Below are 17,417 nucleotides of genomic sequence, written 5' to 3'. Positions count from 1 at the left end.
TACATTGAGACTGGTATGAATAATTTTAAAAAATTGGTTCTAATCGCTTTATTGACGCCTCTATTTGCGGCGTGTTCAAACGCGCCTCCTGAAAGCACGGTCGAAGAGTTAATCGAAGCGCAGTATGCGCAAGCCAATAGCATGATAGATGATGCGATGGCAAATGCGGGCAATGATGAGATGGCAAAAGCCATGAGCGGTATGATGGAAGGCATGATGCCAAAACTTGAGCGCGTCGAGAATATCAACTGTGACAGCGTCGAGGGCGATAATACCTATATGTGTACCGCTGATATTACCCAAACGATTGCAGGAAATAGCCGTACCAATAAGACCAATTTTAAAGTTTATCAAGTCAATGATGAATGGGTGTTGGGTAATTAGAAGGTTTAGCATTTTCTAATAAATCAGCATGTCTACTGATTATGGACAATAAAAAAGGATGCCTAATAAGCATCCTTTTTATAATTTCTAAGACTGTGATTAATATCGCCCAGTCTATAAAAACTAACGCATCGTCACAAACTCTTCTGAACCCGTAGGATGAATGGCGACCGTATCATCAAAATCAGCTTTGGTCGCGCCCATCTTTATCGCCACCGCAAACCCTTGAATCATCTCATCGACGCCATAGCCGATGCCATGCAGGCCAATCACTTTTTCATCCTCACCCAAGCATACCAGCTTCATCACGCATTTTTGACGGTGCTGGGTCACCGCACTATACATAGAGGTAAAGGTCGATTTATAGCACTTAATATTTTCTTTGCCATATTGCTCAACCGCGTCGATTTCAGACAAGCCAATCGTACCGATAGCAGGGTGGGTAAAGATGACCGTTGGTATCAAATCATAACTTAGATGCTCATTAGTCTTATCATTAAATAAGCGCTCAGATAGGCGACGACCTGCGGCAATAGCCACCGGCGTCAAATCAATGCTGTTTTCGATAATATCGCCGACCGCATAAATCCCTTTAACATTGGTATTTTGAAACTTATCGACTTTAATTTTGCCAAACTCGGTCGTCTCTACCCCTGTCACTTGCAAGTTGATATTGTCGGTGGAGGGCGCACGACCAACGGCCCAAATCAAGCAATCTACCGTATCGAGGGTACCATCTTTGGTGCATAAGGTCAGACTACCATCTTCATTTTTATTGACCTCAGTTAGCGTCGTATTAGTGTGCAATTGAATGCCGTCTTGCTCCATCTCTATCAGTAAGGTTTCCACGATAGTGTGGTCAAATGAGCGCAGCGGCGAGTGTTGACGCACATAAAGATGTACCTCAGCGCCTAAGCTATTCATTACTCCTGCAATTTCAACGGCGATATATCCTGCGCCGACGATAGCCACGCGTTTTGGCAAATGATTCAAAGCAAAAAAACCATCAGAATTGATGCCGTATTCTGCGCCTTTGATATCGGGTTGAATCGGGTGACCGCCCGTCGCAATCAAAATATGGTCAGCGGTAATGAGTTCGCCATTGACCTCTACCGTATTGGTATCGACAAATTTGGCAAAGCCTTTTATCACCTCAACGCCATTTTTCGCCAAATTATTATCATAAGAGCGGTGAATATTTTCGATATATTGTTGGCGACTTTGTACCAGCTTTTGAAAGTCAAAGCCTTTTAATTCAACATCAAAGCCATAATCTGGCGCATACTTTTCAATGGCTTCAGCAACTTGCGCGCCGTACCACATCACCTTTTTGGGTACGCAGCCCCAGTTTACGCAAGTGCCGCCCAATTTGTCGGCTTCGATAATGGCGCATTTTTTGCCATAGCTCGCTGCTCGATTGATCGAGGCAATGCCGCCGCTACCGCCGCCAATGGAAATATAGTCATAATGTTTTGTCATGGTTAAGTCTCTTTATTCAGTACGTATTAATGCGTATTGGTGAAATTTTGCAGTCTATTATTTTTTAATTCTGTTATTTTGAACTCTATTGTAATGGGTATGATAATAAATCTTACAAGGTTTTTCTTATAAGGGTATGCCAGCTAGCATCAGAATATAAAATTATTTAGGCAGAAATAGCCCGCCATTTAAACCCGCCTAGACTATGGCACGCCGCCTATAAAATAACAGTCCGGGAATGGATAAGCCCAATACCAATCCTGAGGTCACAAATAAGGCTTCAAACAAATACACCATCATTTGGCTAAATAACTCGTCTGAAAAACCAAAATAGCCAATCTGTACCATACTGACCATCGCCTTATAAGCGGCGATACCTGGCATCATACAGATGACGCTTGGCGAGATTAACGCTTTGGGCGGTAGGGTATACTTTTTTGAAAAATACACGCCCAAGAAGCTGGCAAGCATCGCCCCAAAGAAGCTGGCCACCACCAGATGGATATGTTGATAGACCAGCGCTGTTTTTAGCCCAAATCCAAACGCAGTCATCAGCAAGCACGGCAAAATATAGCGTTTGGGCACGCTAAACATCAGCGTCCAACCAAGAGTAATGATACACGACAGCACCACGGTTTCAATAAACCACATCTTAAAACCCCCAGTGCTGTATTTGCAGTAAAACCAGCGCCATCACAATGCCAACGCACGCCGACAAGGTCAGCATATAGGTAAAAACGGCACGGCCAATGCCAATATTGACATAGCCTTTTAGGATATCTGAGAAAGAATTGATTAACGGGAAGCTTGGCACCAGTAACAGCACGCTTGAGGCAACCGCAATATCGGCATTATTACCAATATCAAAGTAATAGGTGGACGAGCCAATTAAAGAGGCAATAAAAGCCGTCACGATAACGGTGATAAAGGGATTAAAATGGTGCTTGGCCAGATAAATACGGGTAAACATCGCCACCATACCTGCGATAAAGGTCACGGCGGTAATTGACCAACTGCCACCGTTTAGATAAGCAAATGCGGCACAAGATGCGCCAACGAATATGCCTATTAACCACGTTGGATACACCGACTTATTATCTAACTCATCAAACGCAAGGGTGGTGCGGTCAACCAACGCATCATTATCTATGGCAGCTTCGGTTTTATTGATAATTTGCTGGATTTGTACCAATAAATTGACATTGATGTTCTGATTGATCGTGTCTCGAGTGGTGGTAATACAGCGCTCATCACAGATGGTGGTCAGGGTGATGGCATTAAAGTTTAGCGAACATTCTACGCTATTCATCCCCAAGGCAAGACCCAAGCGTTTGGATAAGTCCACCACCACGGCAGACTCAGCGCCATATTGCATAAGGAGTAATCCGCAGCGCACGCATAATCGAGTAATGTGCTGTTGCTGTACGTAGCTGATAGAGGTCATTGATTAGATACGCATGTTGGCTATTGTGATTTTTATGAATGCTATAACCATAAACAGTGTGAGCGGTTATAGGTTATCGATACGGCAAGGTAACGATAGCATAACTTGCCGTGCTTATTTGCTACTATTATAAAGCGTAAACCACTGTCGCAAGGAGAATAAAATGCATATCGCTATCTTAACCCTGACTTTTGCGCTACCCGGCTGTAGCTCGTTAAAAGAAAAACGCCAACGCATGGGCGGCTTGCATGCACGCTTTGGCAATACACCAAGCGTCGCGGTATGTGAAAGCGGTGAGCGGGATCGGCATGATGCTAGCGAGTGGACGTTTGTGATAGTCGGGCTGTCTAAACGTGAGGTTGAGTCGCAATGCAGTCAAATTGAAGAGAAGCTAGAGCGGACAGTAGATGCAAGGGTGATGAATGTTGAGAGGGAGTTTATTTAGGGGATGGCCTCATTTTAAAAATGGTGATAAAAATGAGGACACGCCCTAGTTAATATTACTAAGAAGAAAATCATCTAGTTCTTTTTGATATTTATAATCTTGTGTTCTACTGTAAATATTGTGTAAGAGCGTTACCAATTGATGGACATTAGTAATTGGATTAGAAGAGCTACAGTTTATTTGTTGCTCCATAAGTGCTTCAGCATTGTGCATTGCTGTTTTGTACTTAGAAGCCAATTCGTCTATGCATTCATAGTTAGTTTCATGATAATCTCCCTGATACTTTTTGAGTTCTATTTTAGTATTTTCGCCAACTGAGCGATTTCGACTATCTGAAAAAGGAGCAATATGACAGTTATAATGCAAAATAAACCAAAACTCTATGCATGGAAAGGTTAATATTGGATAAATAATGCTGTTAAAGTTTTCATATTTTGTATTATATTTCTCAATGTTTGAGAGAAATTGCTTATTCTTTACTGTATCTAAATCAAAAACGCAAAATATATAATTGTATTCATCATGATCGTCGATAGATTTTATTCCATTATTTTTAGCATCTTGAACAATACCATTAGAATCCGTATAAGAACTTTTTATAATTTTTACAGAGTTTAACTTTAGATTCCTTTTCAAAGTTTTAAAGTAAATTTCTTCGGTTAGGCCTTCTGTTACTATTAGAATCCTAGGTATCGATGTACGGTTTTGAGTCTTACGACTAAGCTTCCTTGCTTGGCGCCTTTCTCGATTTTTAACTATTTCTATTCTCTTTATGTTGTCACTGCCCATAACTATCTCCTACAAATCAAATACAGCAGGCGTAGCACCATATCTACCTGACAAATAGCGCGATTCCCAGTTCTCACGGTCATTCCTGACTTTAAATTCCAATAGGGAATATAACTCTGATGATTGTTCAGAGTTTTTTTCTACGAAGTAAATCTGGTCTTTTCTCAAGCTATTTTGATCGATGAGATGAGTATCATGAGTAACACAAATAAGTTGGTTGTTTGAATTAATTTGAAAATTATTTAAAAAATTCTTTACTAAAAGTGGATGCAAGTCTGCACTTAGCTCATCAACATAAAATGTCTTAGTAGCTGGTGCTTTCTCAATTAATGAGGATAAAGAGAATAATTTATGAGTACCTCTAGACTCTAGTTCGAAGTCAAATGAGACAAAATCTTCATCATAGTCTTTATGAATTGTCTGAATTTTATAGAAAAAATTATTTTGATTATCCTCAATAATTTTTTCCTTGATTTCAGTGGGTATATCTCTATCTTGACTAAGTACATCAGCAAAACTTTTCTTATCAATATCTAGGTCTACAATACTAATATCATTTAGACTGAGAAACTTAATTAGATTTTCTTTATATTGGTTATCTGAATGAACCTTCTCAGCCACATCGTTAATATGATCTTCTTCACCTAAGCTTTCTAGAAACCATTGATAGACTGGTAGCAACTCGTAACTGTTCTCATTGACAGCTTTAGATAAAAATAAAGTGTTCTTCAAGGTTTTCTGAGAGATATCATCATAAAGTCTCTCTGGTTTCAGATCTGAACCAAATTTATAAACAAATTTTTCGCCAATCAGTTCCCTTGTGAATACGTTCCTTCTCTGCTTTTTTGGATAAGATGATAGGCTCTCGAAATGAATTTTTTCTCTATCTAAACTAACAATATAGTTATAACGAATATTTTCACAAAAGAAATTAATCTCAAAAGAGGTTGGCGCAACTTTGTTTTGTTTATTAAGCAGAAATGGAGTGACTGAAAATTTGTCGCCTACTGAGCTTTTATTGGAATTGACAACAATACGTTTTAAGTAATTTAACGCAGACAAAAGATTAGACTTTCCTGAAGCATTAGCACCATAAATTACTACAGCTTTTAATAACTTTATTTTATCATCTGGCGTGTCAAGAAGATGGCTAGGATGGATATCGTAAGGAGGTTGGGCTACAAGACTCAAAGTTTGGCTTTCTTTAAAAGATAAGAGGTTTTCAACAGTGAAGTCAATAATCATGATTCTAACCTATTATTAGTATGTAGGCGATATAATGGATAAAACATCCATTATATCGCCTACATACTAATATGATTGCTTGTGATTATGCAACTATTAATTATTCACACATCCTAATAAATCGTCTATTATGAGTAATTATTTACTTTACTTATTCTCCAAACTAACCCAACAAAAAAGGCCACTCCCTAAAGAGTAGCCTTTCATTAATTGTTACCTAAGTTCTATTAACTCACTTCTTTCATACCTTGCTTAAGCATCGGCTTCAAAAACTCACCTGTATATGAGCCTTTGACTTCTGCCACTTCTTCAGGCGTACCTTCCGCGATAATCAGTCCGCCACCTTTACCACCTTCAGGGCCAAGGTCAATCACCCAATCCGCCGTTTTGATAACGTCAAGATTGTGCTCGATGACCACGATGGTATTACCTTTATCGCGTAGAGTATGCAAAATATTGAGCAGCTTATCAATATCATGGAAATGCAAACCAGTGGTTGGCTCATCTAAGATATAGAGCGTCTGTCCGGTATCCCGTTTGGCAAGCTCACGCGCCAATTTCACACGTTGCGCTTCACCACCTGATAATGTCGGTGCCGACTGACCCAGACGGATATAACTCAGACCAACATCCATCAAGGCTTGTAGGCGACGATAAATCGCTGGAATGGCTGAGAAGAACTCAGTGGCATCTTCAACGGTCATATCGAGAACGTCGGCGATATTTTTACCTTTATAGTGAATCTCTAAGGTCTCGCGGTTATAGCGCTTGCCTTCACAGGTATCACACGGCACATACATATCAGGTAAGAAATGCATCTCAACTTTGATAAGACCATCACCCTGACACATCTCACAGCGTCCGCCTTTCACGTTAAAGCTAAAGCGACCAGCTTTATAACCACGAGCACGTGCTTCTTGAGTTTGTGCAAACATCTCACGTACGGGCGTAAATACACCAGTATACGTTGCTGGGTTTGAGCGCGGCGTACGACCAATCGGGCTTTGATCGATATCAACCATTTTATCCAAATGCTCAAGACCAGTGATGCTGTCATGCTTATCGGCGATGAGCGTTGAGGCATTATTTAATTGCGTTGCGGCTAATGGCATCAAAGTACGGTTGATGAGGGTAGATTTACCAGAACCCGAAACCCCAGTGATACAAGTCATGATACCGATTGGCAAGGTCAGATCAACATCGTGCAAGTTGTTGCCGGATGCGCCTTTGAGCTCAATAGTCATCGGTACTTGTTTAGGCTTGGCTTTTCCTTTAACTTCCATATCGATCGTTTTGGCTTTATGACGAATGCTTGGAATCTCGATTTTTTTCTTACCAGACATATATTGTCCAGTTAGCGATTCTTTATTTGCCATGATGTCATCGACCGTACCTTGAGCGATGATATGGCCGCCATGGACGCCCGCGCCGACACCGATATCGATGACGTGATCCGCTTGGCGAATCGCATCTTCATCATGTTCAACGACCAGTACCGTATTGCCCAAATCACGTAAGCGCGTTAGGGTTTTTAGCAGACGATCATTATCGCGCTGATGCAGACCGATTGACGGCTCATCGAGGACATACATCACACCCATCAGACCAGCACCAATTTGGCTAGCCAGACGAATACGCTGCGCTTCACCGCCTGACAAGGTTTCAGCAGAGCGGGCAAGGGATAGATAATCAAGTCCGACGCTAACTAAGAAATTTAGACGCTCATTAATCTCTTTAAAGATTTTTTCTGCAACTTCGCCTTTATGACCGCCAATTTTTAGCGTTTTATAATAGTCAGCGGCATCACCGATAGACAGCTTGACGATTTGGGCAATGGTTTGATCGTCTACGCGCACGTTGCGTGAAATCTCATTGAGACGCGCGCCATCACAGACGTTACAAGTGGTATCGGCTAAATATTTTGCCAACTCGTCACGCACAAGGTTACTTTGGGTTTTAGCATAACGGCGCTCTAAATAAGGCAGCACACCTTCAAATGGCACAGTCTTATTGGTTTTACGACCGCGCTCATCAGTAAAGTTAAACGTCAGCTTCTCTTTACCTGAGCCCTGCATGATGATATCTTGCTGCGCTTTTGGTAGCTCTTGCCACGGTGCATCCATGTCAATGTTAAAATGATTGCAGACGGTAGAGAGCAGACCAAAGTAATACGCATGGCGCTTATCCCAACCATTAATCGCCCCTTGGTTGAGCGATTTTTCATGATGGGTGATCAGCTTTTCGGCAGAGAAATACTGACGTTTACCGAGACCATCACAGCTTGGGCAAGCACCGTAGGGATTGTTAAAACTGAACATACGCGGTTCAAGCTCAGACACGGCGCGATCACAAACAGGGCAAGAATGCTTAGCTGACATCACTTGGTTAGCATCACCGCCTTCTTTTGGATTGCCATCCATAAAGTGCAGCGTGACCAGACCTTGTCCTAGACGTAGCGCCGTCTCTAGACTTTCAGCGACGCGGTTACCTAAATCATCACGGACTTTAAAGCGGTCAACGACGACTTCGATGGTATGCTTTTTCTTTTTATCGAGCGTTGGTAGCTCGTCAGTATCGTAGACATCGCCATCGACGCGCACACGCACAAAGCCTTGCCCAATTAATTGCTCAAGCAATACCGTATGCTCGCCTTTACGCTCTCGAATCACCGGTGCCAGTATCATAAGCTTGGTGTCAACAGGCAGCGCCATGACTTGATCGACCATTTCAGTCACCGACTGCGCGACCATTGGCTCGCCATGCTCTGGGCAAAAGGGAGTACCGATACGCGCATAGAGCAGGCGCAGATAGTCATAAATTTCGGTAATCGTACCAACCGTTGAGCGCGGGTTATGGTTGGTTGATTTTTGCTCGATGGCAATCGCCGGTGACAAGCCTTCGATACTATCGACATCGGGCTTTTCCATTTGCGAGAGGAACTGACGCGCATAAGCCGACAAACTCTCGACATAGCGACGTTGCCCTTCAGCATATAGGGTATCAAATGCTAATGAAGATTTACCAGAGCCTGATAAACCAGTAATGACCACAAACTTATCTCGTGGAATGTCTAAATCGATATTTTTTAGATTGTGCGTACGTGCGCCGCGGACCTTAATATACTCATGTGCCATCGGTGATAGGTTTCCTATTTGCTAAAGGGTATTTTTAAAAATTCAAAAGGGTCAATCAATATGAGTTCAGTGAGTGATCAAAAACGTGGATGATGTTCAAACTGCTATTTAGATTACTATGGCTTTATAAAAGTGCCCAGTTTTCATTAGGTAGTTTTCATAAAGCGATAGTAATGGTTGTCTCTTTTATGCAATACCTTTAATACTTGAAATGGATAAAGGTAATCTAAATAAAGGGTAACTAATATGAGTGGTGTGTTATAGATTTGGCAAAACAATGACGTTTTAGCACAAAATTGGTTATAAATTTTGTTCAAGTAATAGCGTGTTCAACGTCTTACTTTATTGTCATGGTAGCTGCATTATTCAAGGTGTAATAAGCCATTAGATGCACTTAGTAACAAAATTATCGCGTAAAATGAATGGCTTAAGTCGGCGTCCATGACACTGCTGAAGCAGAAGGGCAAAAGTCTCGGCAAGCAAACGGCGAATGTCTTATACTAGGGGGCTTAATTTGCAGGCTAAAGCCTTGATAGCGTCGTAATAATACCAGCAGAGCTGCCGTGATAAACCAGCAATGATGAACCAGTGAGGCAAGTATGAATAGCGTAGAAAAACGGGCAATCCTCGGGGTCGGTGGTATTTTTGCCTTGCGGATGATTGGCTTGTTTATGATTGTGCCAGTATTTTCTGTATATGGTGATAATTATACGCATGCGACACCGTTTCTGATTGGCTTGGCGGTCGGTATTTATGGGCTAGGGCAGGCTATTTTTCAGATACCGATGAGCCTTGCCGCTGATAAGTTTCCGCGTAAGCCGATTATCTTTTTGGGTCTGATATTATTTGCACTTGGCGGTATCATCGCCGCCAATGCCACAGATATTTACGAGGTTATTATCGGTCGGGCACTGGCAGGTAGTGGCGCGGTTTCGGCGGTATTGATGGCGCTGTTAGCAGACGTTACGCGCGAAGAGATGCGTACCAAAGCAATGGCGACCATGGGCTTAACTATTGCTACTTCCATTATGCTGGCGTTTGCCTTTGGGCCTTTATTGGTCGGCTCGCTTGGTATATCAGGGTTATTTTGGTTGACCGCAGGTTTCGCTGTTTTGGCGATGTTGTTATTACTATTTGTACCAACGCCGCTACGGGTGCTTAAGCATAATCTTGATAATAAATCGATTGGTCAGCAGTTAGCGACAGTGCTAAAGATTGGCGATTTAAACCGTTTGCATATTGGTATTTTTGCCCTACATTTAACGATGACCGCCATCTTTGTTATCTTGCCGCATCAGCTTAATGAGGTATTGGGCTTATCGGTACGTCAGCAAGGTTTGGTTTATTTGCCGTTATTGTTTATTGGCTTTGCCGTGGCGATACCCTTTATTATCATCGCTGAGAAGAAACGCAAAATGCGCCAAGTATTTTTAGGGGCAATTGCGTTAATGACCGCTGCTCTAGCGTTATTGGCCATCGGTAGTCAGGTCGGCGTGGGTATTATCTTAGGCTTATTGCTGTATTTTATGGGCTTTAACTTGCTCGAAGCGACAATACCGTCTTGGATATCGAAGCGTGCCCCAGTTGCCAATAAAGCGACGGCAATGGGACTGAATTCATCAAGTCAGTTTTTTGGTGCTTTTGTCGGCGGGGCAATGGGTGGTTTATTATTGACCCAGCCCAATCTATTGGCGTGGGGCATATTGGCCGCCATTATGGCCGCGGCGCTACTACTGATTATCCCGATTGCGCAGCCGCCTTATTTATCAAGTACCACCGTTACCATTCCTAAAGATATCAATATCCAAGATTGGTCACGGCAAATGCTGGCGGTAGAAGGCGTTGATGAGTTGGTCGTGATGGCAAAAGAGCAGGTCGCTTATTTAAAACTAGACAAAACCCAGCTGACCGATTCTTCGCGACAAGAGCTGTCGCATCTGGCGCAAAGCCCCCTAGATATTTAAACAAAAATTGGTTAAAGTAAATTCATATTACTGATATTATTAATCAGTTTCATTTAATAGTTATTAAAATATTCATAAAACAATTTGTCAATAAAAGGACAACATTATGCGCGGAGTTAATAAAGTTATCATCATCGGTAACCTTGGAGCAGACCCCGAGGCACGTCAATTCAGTAACGGCGGTAGCGTGACCAATATTTCGGTTGCGACCTCAGAGCAGTGGACTGACAAGCAAAGCGGTGAAAAAAGAGAAGCAACGGAATGGCATCGCATTTCATTGTTTAATCGTTTAGGTGAAATCGCGGCACAGTATCTTCGTAAAGGCAGCAAGGTCTATATCGAAGGCAGCTTGCGTACGCGTAAATATCAAGATCCCAATGGCCAAGACCGTTATATTACTGAGATTCGTGCTGAGCAAATGCAAATGCTAGACGGCGCGACCGGCGGTAGTGGTGACGGCGGTGGTTTTGGTGGTCAAAATTCAGGTCAAAGTCAGGGTGGTTACGGTAATCAGGGCGGCGGCTATAGCAATCAAGGCGGTCAAAGCTCAAATCAAAATCAGGGTCAAGCTAACCAAAATAATTATGGTCAACCAGCCAATAACCAGCAAAGTGGCTATAACCAAGGCGGTGCTCCAGCTTCTCAAGGTATGTCACAAGGCAATAACCAAAACAGCAATCAAAACAGCTTTAACAATCAAAATGCGCCAGCGCAAAATCAGTTTAATAAGCCCGCTCAAGCACCAGCACAGTCGAAGCCGACAGCGATGCCTGATGGCCCTGTAGATGATGATATTCCGTTCTAGGATACACATGAATAAAGAATGCTGATTAAAAAATGAAGAGCCTGTGAATACAGGCTCTTTTTTTATGCTATTGGCTTTTGTGTATATTGATAATTAAAAATATAAACAACATTATAAATACTAATATAAAACCAACTATCGTTTAAAACCGTTTCTGCTTTAATGGCATTTATGCGTAGCCCTTTATCACTGAATACCAATCAATACTTGTGATGGATTATATTTTTGTTTATATTACTGCTACTTACGATTTTTATTATTCATAAGTCATTAGCAATCATGCTATTTGATTTATAACCTTGATATAAAAGTGGAGATTATGATGAGCAAAAATAACATGATTGATTTAAATAACCTCAACGTTAATGAGCTACGCGCCATTACCGAAAATGCCCAGCAACTTATTGCCCAAAAACAACACCAGCGTTTATATGATGCTTATATGCAGTTTGAAAAAATTGCTGAAGAAAGTGAAGCCAGCATTGAAGAGATTCTACAAGCGGGCGAGAAACTTGAGAAAAAACGCAGTATTAAATATCGCAATACCAGTAATAACGAAGAAACCTGGACCGGTCGTGGTCGCAAACCAACTTGGTTGGTAGACGCCCTAGCCGCAGGTCGTAAATTGGAAGATTTTGCTATTTAATCAGTTAAACGCCTTTATGAATGTCTGATTTTATTTTGCTTTCATGCGTCATTGATAATGATTGCTTAATAAGCAAGTGGATAGATAAAAGCCAGTATCTTTAGCGCCAGTATTTTGGTGCAAAGATACTGGCTTTTTTTCTGTCATCTGTATGCCATTGTTTGCTATGATAATGACGTTTTTGTCTTATATAAGAGTTAGGTAACTGTGCCTCAAGTATCCACATCGTCTTACAAGCGTCCCCGCAAGCTCTGGTGGCTATTTGGCTTTATCCTATTTGCGCTATTTGCCGTCTTGCAAATGCCAGCGGCATGGCTACTTGAAAAATACGCCCCAGATACGCCGTATGTGCAACATGTGTCGGGCAACTTATGGCAAGGCTCAGCGATTTGGCAGCTGCCCGTGTCAGCAACACCGCTTACAGGCGCCGCTGAATGGTCGTGGCAGCCGTGGCATTTATTATTAGGCAAACTAGGGGCTGAAGTTGATATCAGCTCAGAGCAAACCCGTTTAAATGGTCAGGTTAAAGTAGGCACCAGCTCATGGCAAATTCAAAACATGAGCGGTAAAATCGCCCCTGAAACTTTGGCGAGTGTGGTCGATTGGCAGTTGCCTAATGCGCCGATTCAGGTCAATAACGTCTCTTTAAAACGTCAGTCTGCCGCAAATACCGCAGCAAGTAATTCAGCTAATGGTTCGAATAATAGTGGCTCAGCTACCAAGGCGGCCGGCTTTAGTGAGGCGAGTGGTCAGCTGACTTGGGTTGGCGGTGAAGTGGGCTATCCTAGCGGCGGTAAGGTTTTTTATATCACCATGCCAGCGCTGCGTGCTGAGCTCAGTGCCGAGCAAAAGAACAGTAAAAATCTGCTGCATATCAATCTGGTAAACAATCAAGATAAGCGCTTGGGCGATCTGTATATCGATGGCGATAATATGTTAGACGTCAGCTTAACCCAGCGTCTATTAGAAAATATGCCAGAATATAAAGGACAAGCACCGCAAGATACGCCCGTAGTCAGTGTGCGGCAGCCGCTGCTCAATGGCTTGGGGGCACGCTAGATGATGAATGCTACCGATATCTCTAGCCGAATAAAACCTATTATCAATACGCTCAATCGCTTTTCAGCGTGGTTGTTGTTATTGGCCATTATTTGGTTGTGTTGGACAGCGGCGCGGTTACTGTGGCTGCTGCTAGCTGCTCCATTAGCGCCCGCGTTACCGCTTGCGCCTTTACAGAATATAGCGAACTCAAATACCGACTATAGTGGTTTGTTTGCCATTTTTGCTGACCCTGATCCTATCGCTGCCGCAGTACAACCGCCGCCTAATATTGGGCTAAAGGGCGTACTTATTGCGATACCAGAGAGTCTGTCTTCGGCCCTATTGGATGTCAATGGTGAAGTGAAAAACTACCGTATCGGTGACACTTTAAAAGACAGTGACTATACGCTGGTTGCCGTCGATTGGAATGAAGTCATTATCGCTGATGCTTATGATAAAGAAACTGTCATCAGAATGGCAGAAGCTATGCCACTCGACCAAAGCGCTATGCTGGCAGGTGCGGTGAGCAATCAGCGTTTGCCAGATAATACTATGTTGCCTAATTCACCTAACCTATCATCACCAGACCAAGTTAATCCTGAAACGGTGCCAAATGGGGAGGCAAGCAGCGAGGGCGAGCCAAAGTCAGCAATCGATGAAGCCGTCACCGAATTACAATCCAATCCCGCCAGTTATTTAAGTCGAATGGGCGTCATGGCGTCAGGTGAGAGCTATCAGGTCACAGCCGCTATGCCAGCTAAATTACGTAATCGCTTAGGGCTGGAGCCTGGTGATAAGGTACTGACCGTTAATGGTCAAAGCGTTGGCAGTAATCCTGGGCAAGATGCCAGCGTCTTACAGCAAGTAAAACAAGCCGGTGAAGCACAAATAGAAGTACAGCGTGGCGATCAAGTGATTACCATTCGCCAGCAGTTCTAGCTTAGAGTTTAAAGCCGATTTTTTAGATACAGACTTGCTTGCTCTTATAGTTGGCAAGTCGCTAAAGAACATTAATTAGCTATCCAATTCAGTTTCAGTTCATATTACATCCAGCACATATTGTATTTAACACTTATGAAACTTAGCACTCATGAAACTTAGTATATCCGCGACATCACTGTAGGTAATTATCAATATGGTCAGTTCTCAAAATTTCTCGGTCACGCCTTTACACCATATTTTGCAGCGTTTGATGCGTCTGTGCCGTCCGCTGTGCCTAGCTATTCCGCTATGGGCAGCGAGTACGGGGCTAGTGAGTGCAGAAAGCTGGAAGGTGAATCTACAAGATGCCGATATCAAAGCTTTTATTAATGAAGTGGCAACTATTACCGATCAAAACTTTGTGCTTGATCCGCGTATCAATGGTAATGTTACCGTCATTTCTAACAAAGCATTGTCGCGTGACGAGATTTATCAGCTGTTCTTAAGTGTCATGCAGGTCAATGGTATTGCCGCTATCGACTCAGGTACGACGATTAAGCTGGTGCCTGATAACGTCGCCAAACAATCTGGCGTTGCGGTAGATTTACAGGGTAATAGCGTCGGTGAAGCGCTAGCGACGCGGGTGATTTATTTGACCAATACCCAAGCAGCAGAAGTGCTCGGCGTGATTCGACCGCTGATGCCGCAGTCAGCTCACGCAGCAGCAGTGCCGGGCGTTAATGCTTTGGTGTTATCTGATCGCGCTGATAGTCTTAATCAGTTGACGGCGCTTATCCGTGATTTAGACAGCAACGTTAATGACAGTTTGCAAGTGATACCGCTACGTCATGTCGATGCTGAGCGCATGATGGAGCTGATCAGTGCTTTGGTCGCAAGCGCGGGTAGCGGGCAAGCCCAAGGTGGCAACAATCAGCTAAAGGTCATTGCTGATACGTCTAGCGATAGATTATTGGTGAAAGGCAGTCCTGAGATGATTGCTAAAGTGCAAGAAATGGTCAATCAGCTTGATACTACGCCCACGAGGCGTTTGAGTGGTCTACGGGTCTTTCGCTTAAAGTATGCCAGCGCCGGTCATATTGCAGAGATGCTGCGCGGCTTGCTTGCCAGTCAATCTATTAATAGCTCTGGTGCGACGTCAACCTTAGAGTCTGCTTCTTTAAACGGTGCCAGTGGTACTGGCTCAACACTCAATAGCGGCGCTAATGCAAGTGTGGGTAATGGTGCTAGCAACAATACTAGTGGCAATAGCGGTGCGGCCGCTTTATCGACTAGCAGCTCGGGTGGCGCAAGTACTGGTATTGGTGGTCGACCTTTTAGTATTATCGCTGATGAAACCCAAAATGCTGTCATCGTTAATGCCGCGCCAGAGCTGATGTTCGAGATTGAAGACGCCGTCAATCAGCTCGATAGCCGCCGCGCTCAGGTCTTGATTCAAGCAGCAATTGTCGAAGTATCAGGCGATGATGCTACCCAACTTGGCGTGCAATGGGCGCTCGGTAATGCCAATAGTGGTTATGGCGTCGTCAACTTTAATAACGTTGGCGCGAGTGCGGTTTCGCTTGCAGCCGCCGCCTTATCGGGTGGAGCAGGTATCAGTGCGGCAGCAGGCTCGATTGCGGGTGCTTTGATTGGAATCGGTGATAGTAAAAAAGACAGCCAAGGCAATACTCAGTTTTATGGCGCTATCTTACAAGCTCTTGACTCATCGACCAGTGCCAATCTACTGTCGATGCCCTCGATTCTGACCTTGGATAATGAAAAGGCAAGCATTTTGGTTGGTCAAAACGTGCCTTTTGTCACCGGCTCTTATACCACAGGCAGCGATTCTTCGACCAACCCTTTCCAGACCATTGACCGGCAAGATATCGGTATCAACCTGAACGTCATTCCTCATATTGGTGATAATGGCACCGTACGTTTGGAAGTTTCACAAGAAGTCTCGTCGGTCGTACCGGGCAGCGCCGGCAATGCCAGCGGTCTTATTACCAATAAAAGCCTGATTAATACCACGATTTTAGCCGATGATCAGCAAACCATCGCCTTAGGTGGTTTGATGCGCGATAACACCACCACGCGCCAACAAAAAGTGCCCGGCTTGGGTAATATGCCCTTGTTTGGTCGACTGTTCCGTTCTGACAATGACAGTAACCAGAAGAGTAACTTAATCATATTTTTACAGCCGACTATCTTACGCGATGGCGGGGCTGTAGCCAGTGTGACCGAGCGTAAATACAATCAGATGCGCGTCCTGCAACTGGTTATCGATAAAAACGGCACGATTAAACAGTTACCGCTTAGTGGTACAGAAGGTTGGAATGGTAATATCAGTGCCGACTATGAATTGATGCCACTTAACCCACTGGTGCCTAAACGTGACCAAACGCCAAAAACGACTTCTCAAGGCTTTACCAAAGTAGATAGCCCAAGCGGCAGCGGTATCACAACTTATCCGTTAAAGCGCTAAACGCTCATAATAGATAAGTTGTCAGATACGGGCCTAAGCCTCAATAGTTTCAATTCTTAAGCTCATACTCAATAACAAGCATACTTAAATGTACGGCACGATAGTGACGCCGTACATTAGTTTGCGTATTCATAACACAGATATACATAGTGCCTCTTTGATGCGCGTATAATGCAACCTAGGATAATAACTTATTGCTTTCATTAGTAATTTTTATAACCTTTCTTTTGAATGACGCCTGTTTGAATAAATCTAGTATGCATAAACAACGATTAACCAACGTATAATAGGTTTTGGTGAAAGTGCCTTGGTGAAAGTGCCTTTGTAAAAACACGTCGGTGAAAATAATGCGCAATCTTAATAGTAGTAATAGTAGTAATAGTAGTAATAGTAATAGCAATAATCGTAAAAAGAAGTGGTTGCGTTTAGGGGCAGTTGGCTTAGCGCTATTGCTTCTCCCGCGCCGTAGTAGTCTAAAAGCAGATAGCAAACTAGCGGCTAACGCTGAAAATGAAGTGAATAATAAAGTTGCTAATAAATTCACTAAAGAAGATGAATCAGCGCTAAAATAGAAGCTGTGATTAATAATAATGGCTTTATTGCCGATAAAAAATGCTATTGAAATAAATTGCTTT

Annotated in this window: 15 protein-coding genes; 9 read left to right on the top strand and 6 right to left on the bottom strand. The window is 43.1% G+C overall.

Annotated elements, in window-relative coordinates:
• Positions 1 to 15: 15 nt before the first annotated feature.
• The gene (locus tag ACP7AA_RS02050; RefSeq protein ID WP_426222497.1) at positions 16 to 384 is read left to right on the top strand and encodes a hypothetical protein; all 369 of its coding nucleotides are present in this window, start codon (positions 16 to 18) and stop codon (positions 382 to 384) included.
• A gap of 123 nt (positions 385 to 507) precedes the next feature.
• On the opposite strand, the gene gorA is transcribed toward ACP7AA_RS02050, so the two are convergent.
• The 3 genes from gorA to ACP7AA_RS02035 form a co-directional block, all read right to left on the bottom strand.
• The gene (gene gorA / locus ACP7AA_RS02045; protein ID WP_201628196.1) at positions 508 to 1,863 is read right to left on the bottom strand and encodes a glutathione-disulfide reductase; all 1,356 of its coding nucleotides are present in this window, start codon (positions 1,861 to 1,863) and stop codon (positions 508 to 510) included.
• A gap of 198 nt (positions 1,864 to 2,061) precedes the next feature.
• Entirely contained in the window at positions 2,062 to 2,514 is a 453-nt protein-coding gene (locus ACP7AA_RS02040) for a threonine/serine exporter family protein (RefSeq protein ID WP_068037441.1), read from the bottom strand.
• 1 nt (position 2,515) lies between these two features.
• On the bottom strand, positions 2,516 to 3,307 hold the full coding sequence (locus tag ACP7AA_RS02035) for a threonine/serine ThrE exporter family protein (RefSeq protein WP_426222496.1): 792 nt from the start codon (positions 3,305 to 3,307) through the stop codon (positions 2,516 to 2,518).
• Positions 3,308 to 3,470: 163 nt separating this feature from the next.
• Here ACP7AA_RS02035 and ACP7AA_RS02030 point away from each other — a divergent pair, with 163 nt between their 5' ends.
• Positions 3,471 to 3,752: a DUF503 domain-containing protein gene (locus tag ACP7AA_RS02030; RefSeq protein ID WP_020444135.1), complete on the top strand. Its 282-nt coding sequence runs from the start codon at positions 3,471 to 3,473 to the stop codon at positions 3,750 to 3,752.
• 45 nt (positions 3,753 to 3,797) lie between these two features.
• Here ACP7AA_RS02030 and ACP7AA_RS02025 read toward each other — a convergent pair whose 3' ends face one another.
• From ACP7AA_RS02025 to uvrA, 3 genes are all read right to left on the bottom strand, one after another.
• Positions 3,798 to 4,541, bottom strand: a complete 744-nt coding sequence (locus ACP7AA_RS02025; RefSeq protein WP_426222495.1) for an RloB family protein — start codon at positions 4,539 to 4,541, stop codon at positions 3,798 to 3,800.
• A gap of 9 nt (positions 4,542 to 4,550) precedes the next feature.
• Entirely contained in the window at positions 4,551 to 5,786 is a 1,236-nt protein-coding gene (locus ACP7AA_RS02020) for an AAA family ATPase (RefSeq protein ID WP_426222494.1), read from the bottom strand.
• Between the two features lie 227 nt (positions 5,787 to 6,013).
• The gene (gene uvrA, locus ACP7AA_RS02015; RefSeq protein WP_426222493.1) at positions 6,014 to 8,920 is read right to left on the bottom strand and encodes an excinuclease ABC subunit UvrA; all 2,907 of its coding nucleotides are present in this window, start codon (positions 8,918 to 8,920) and stop codon (positions 6,014 to 6,016) included.
• Between the two features lie 599 nt (positions 8,921 to 9,519).
• On the opposite strand from uvrA, the gene ACP7AA_RS02010 reads away from it, so the two are divergent.
• The 7 genes from ACP7AA_RS02010 (at position 9,520) to ACP7AA_RS01980 (ending at position 17,354) form a co-directional block, all read left to right on the top strand.
• Entirely contained in the window at positions 9,520 to 10,884 is a 1,365-nt protein-coding gene (locus ACP7AA_RS02010) for an MFS transporter (RefSeq protein ID WP_426222492.1), read from the top strand.
• A gap of 106 nt (positions 10,885 to 10,990) precedes the next feature.
• On the top strand, positions 10,991 to 11,689 hold the full coding sequence (ssb, locus tag ACP7AA_RS02005) for a single-stranded DNA-binding protein (protein ID WP_201619723.1): 699 nt from the start codon (positions 10,991 to 10,993) through the stop codon (positions 11,687 to 11,689).
• A gap of 322 nt (positions 11,690 to 12,011) precedes the next feature.
• Complete coding sequence (locus tag ACP7AA_RS02000; RefSeq protein ID WP_426222491.1) at positions 12,012 to 12,335, top strand: H-NS family nucleoid-associated regulatory protein; 324 nt, start codon at positions 12,012 to 12,014, stop codon at positions 12,333 to 12,335.
• A 207-nt stretch (positions 12,336 to 12,542) separates the two neighbouring features.
• Complete coding sequence (gspN, locus tag ACP7AA_RS01995) at positions 12,543 to 13,394, top strand: type II secretion system protein N (RefSeq protein WP_426222490.1); 852 nt, start codon at positions 12,543 to 12,545, stop codon at positions 13,392 to 13,394.
• Complete coding sequence (locus ACP7AA_RS01990) at positions 13,395 to 14,315, top strand: type II secretion system protein N (protein ID WP_426222489.1); 921 nt, start codon at positions 13,395 to 13,397, stop codon at positions 14,313 to 14,315.
• 196 nt (positions 14,316 to 14,511) lie between these two features.
• Positions 14,512 to 16,782, top strand: coding sequence for a type II secretion system secretin GspD (gene gspD, locus ACP7AA_RS01985; protein WP_426222488.1), 2,271 nt, complete (start codon positions 14,512 to 14,514; stop codon positions 16,780 to 16,782).
• Between the two features lie 347 nt (positions 16,783 to 17,129).
• Positions 17,130 to 17,354 (top strand): hypothetical protein, encoded by a 225-nt coding sequence (locus tag ACP7AA_RS01980; protein ID WP_426222487.1) that lies wholly within the window; start codon positions 17,130 to 17,132, stop codon positions 17,352 to 17,354.
• Positions 17,355 to 17,417 lie beyond the last annotated feature (63 nt).

This window comes from Psychrobacter sp. DWR1-2-3 (genome assembly GCF_049896465.1).
Classification (GTDB): Bacteria; Pseudomonadota; Gammaproteobacteria; order Pseudomonadales; family Moraxellaceae; genus Psychrobacter; species Psychrobacter maritimus.
This window is presented reverse-complemented; position numbering and strand designations above follow the sequence as displayed.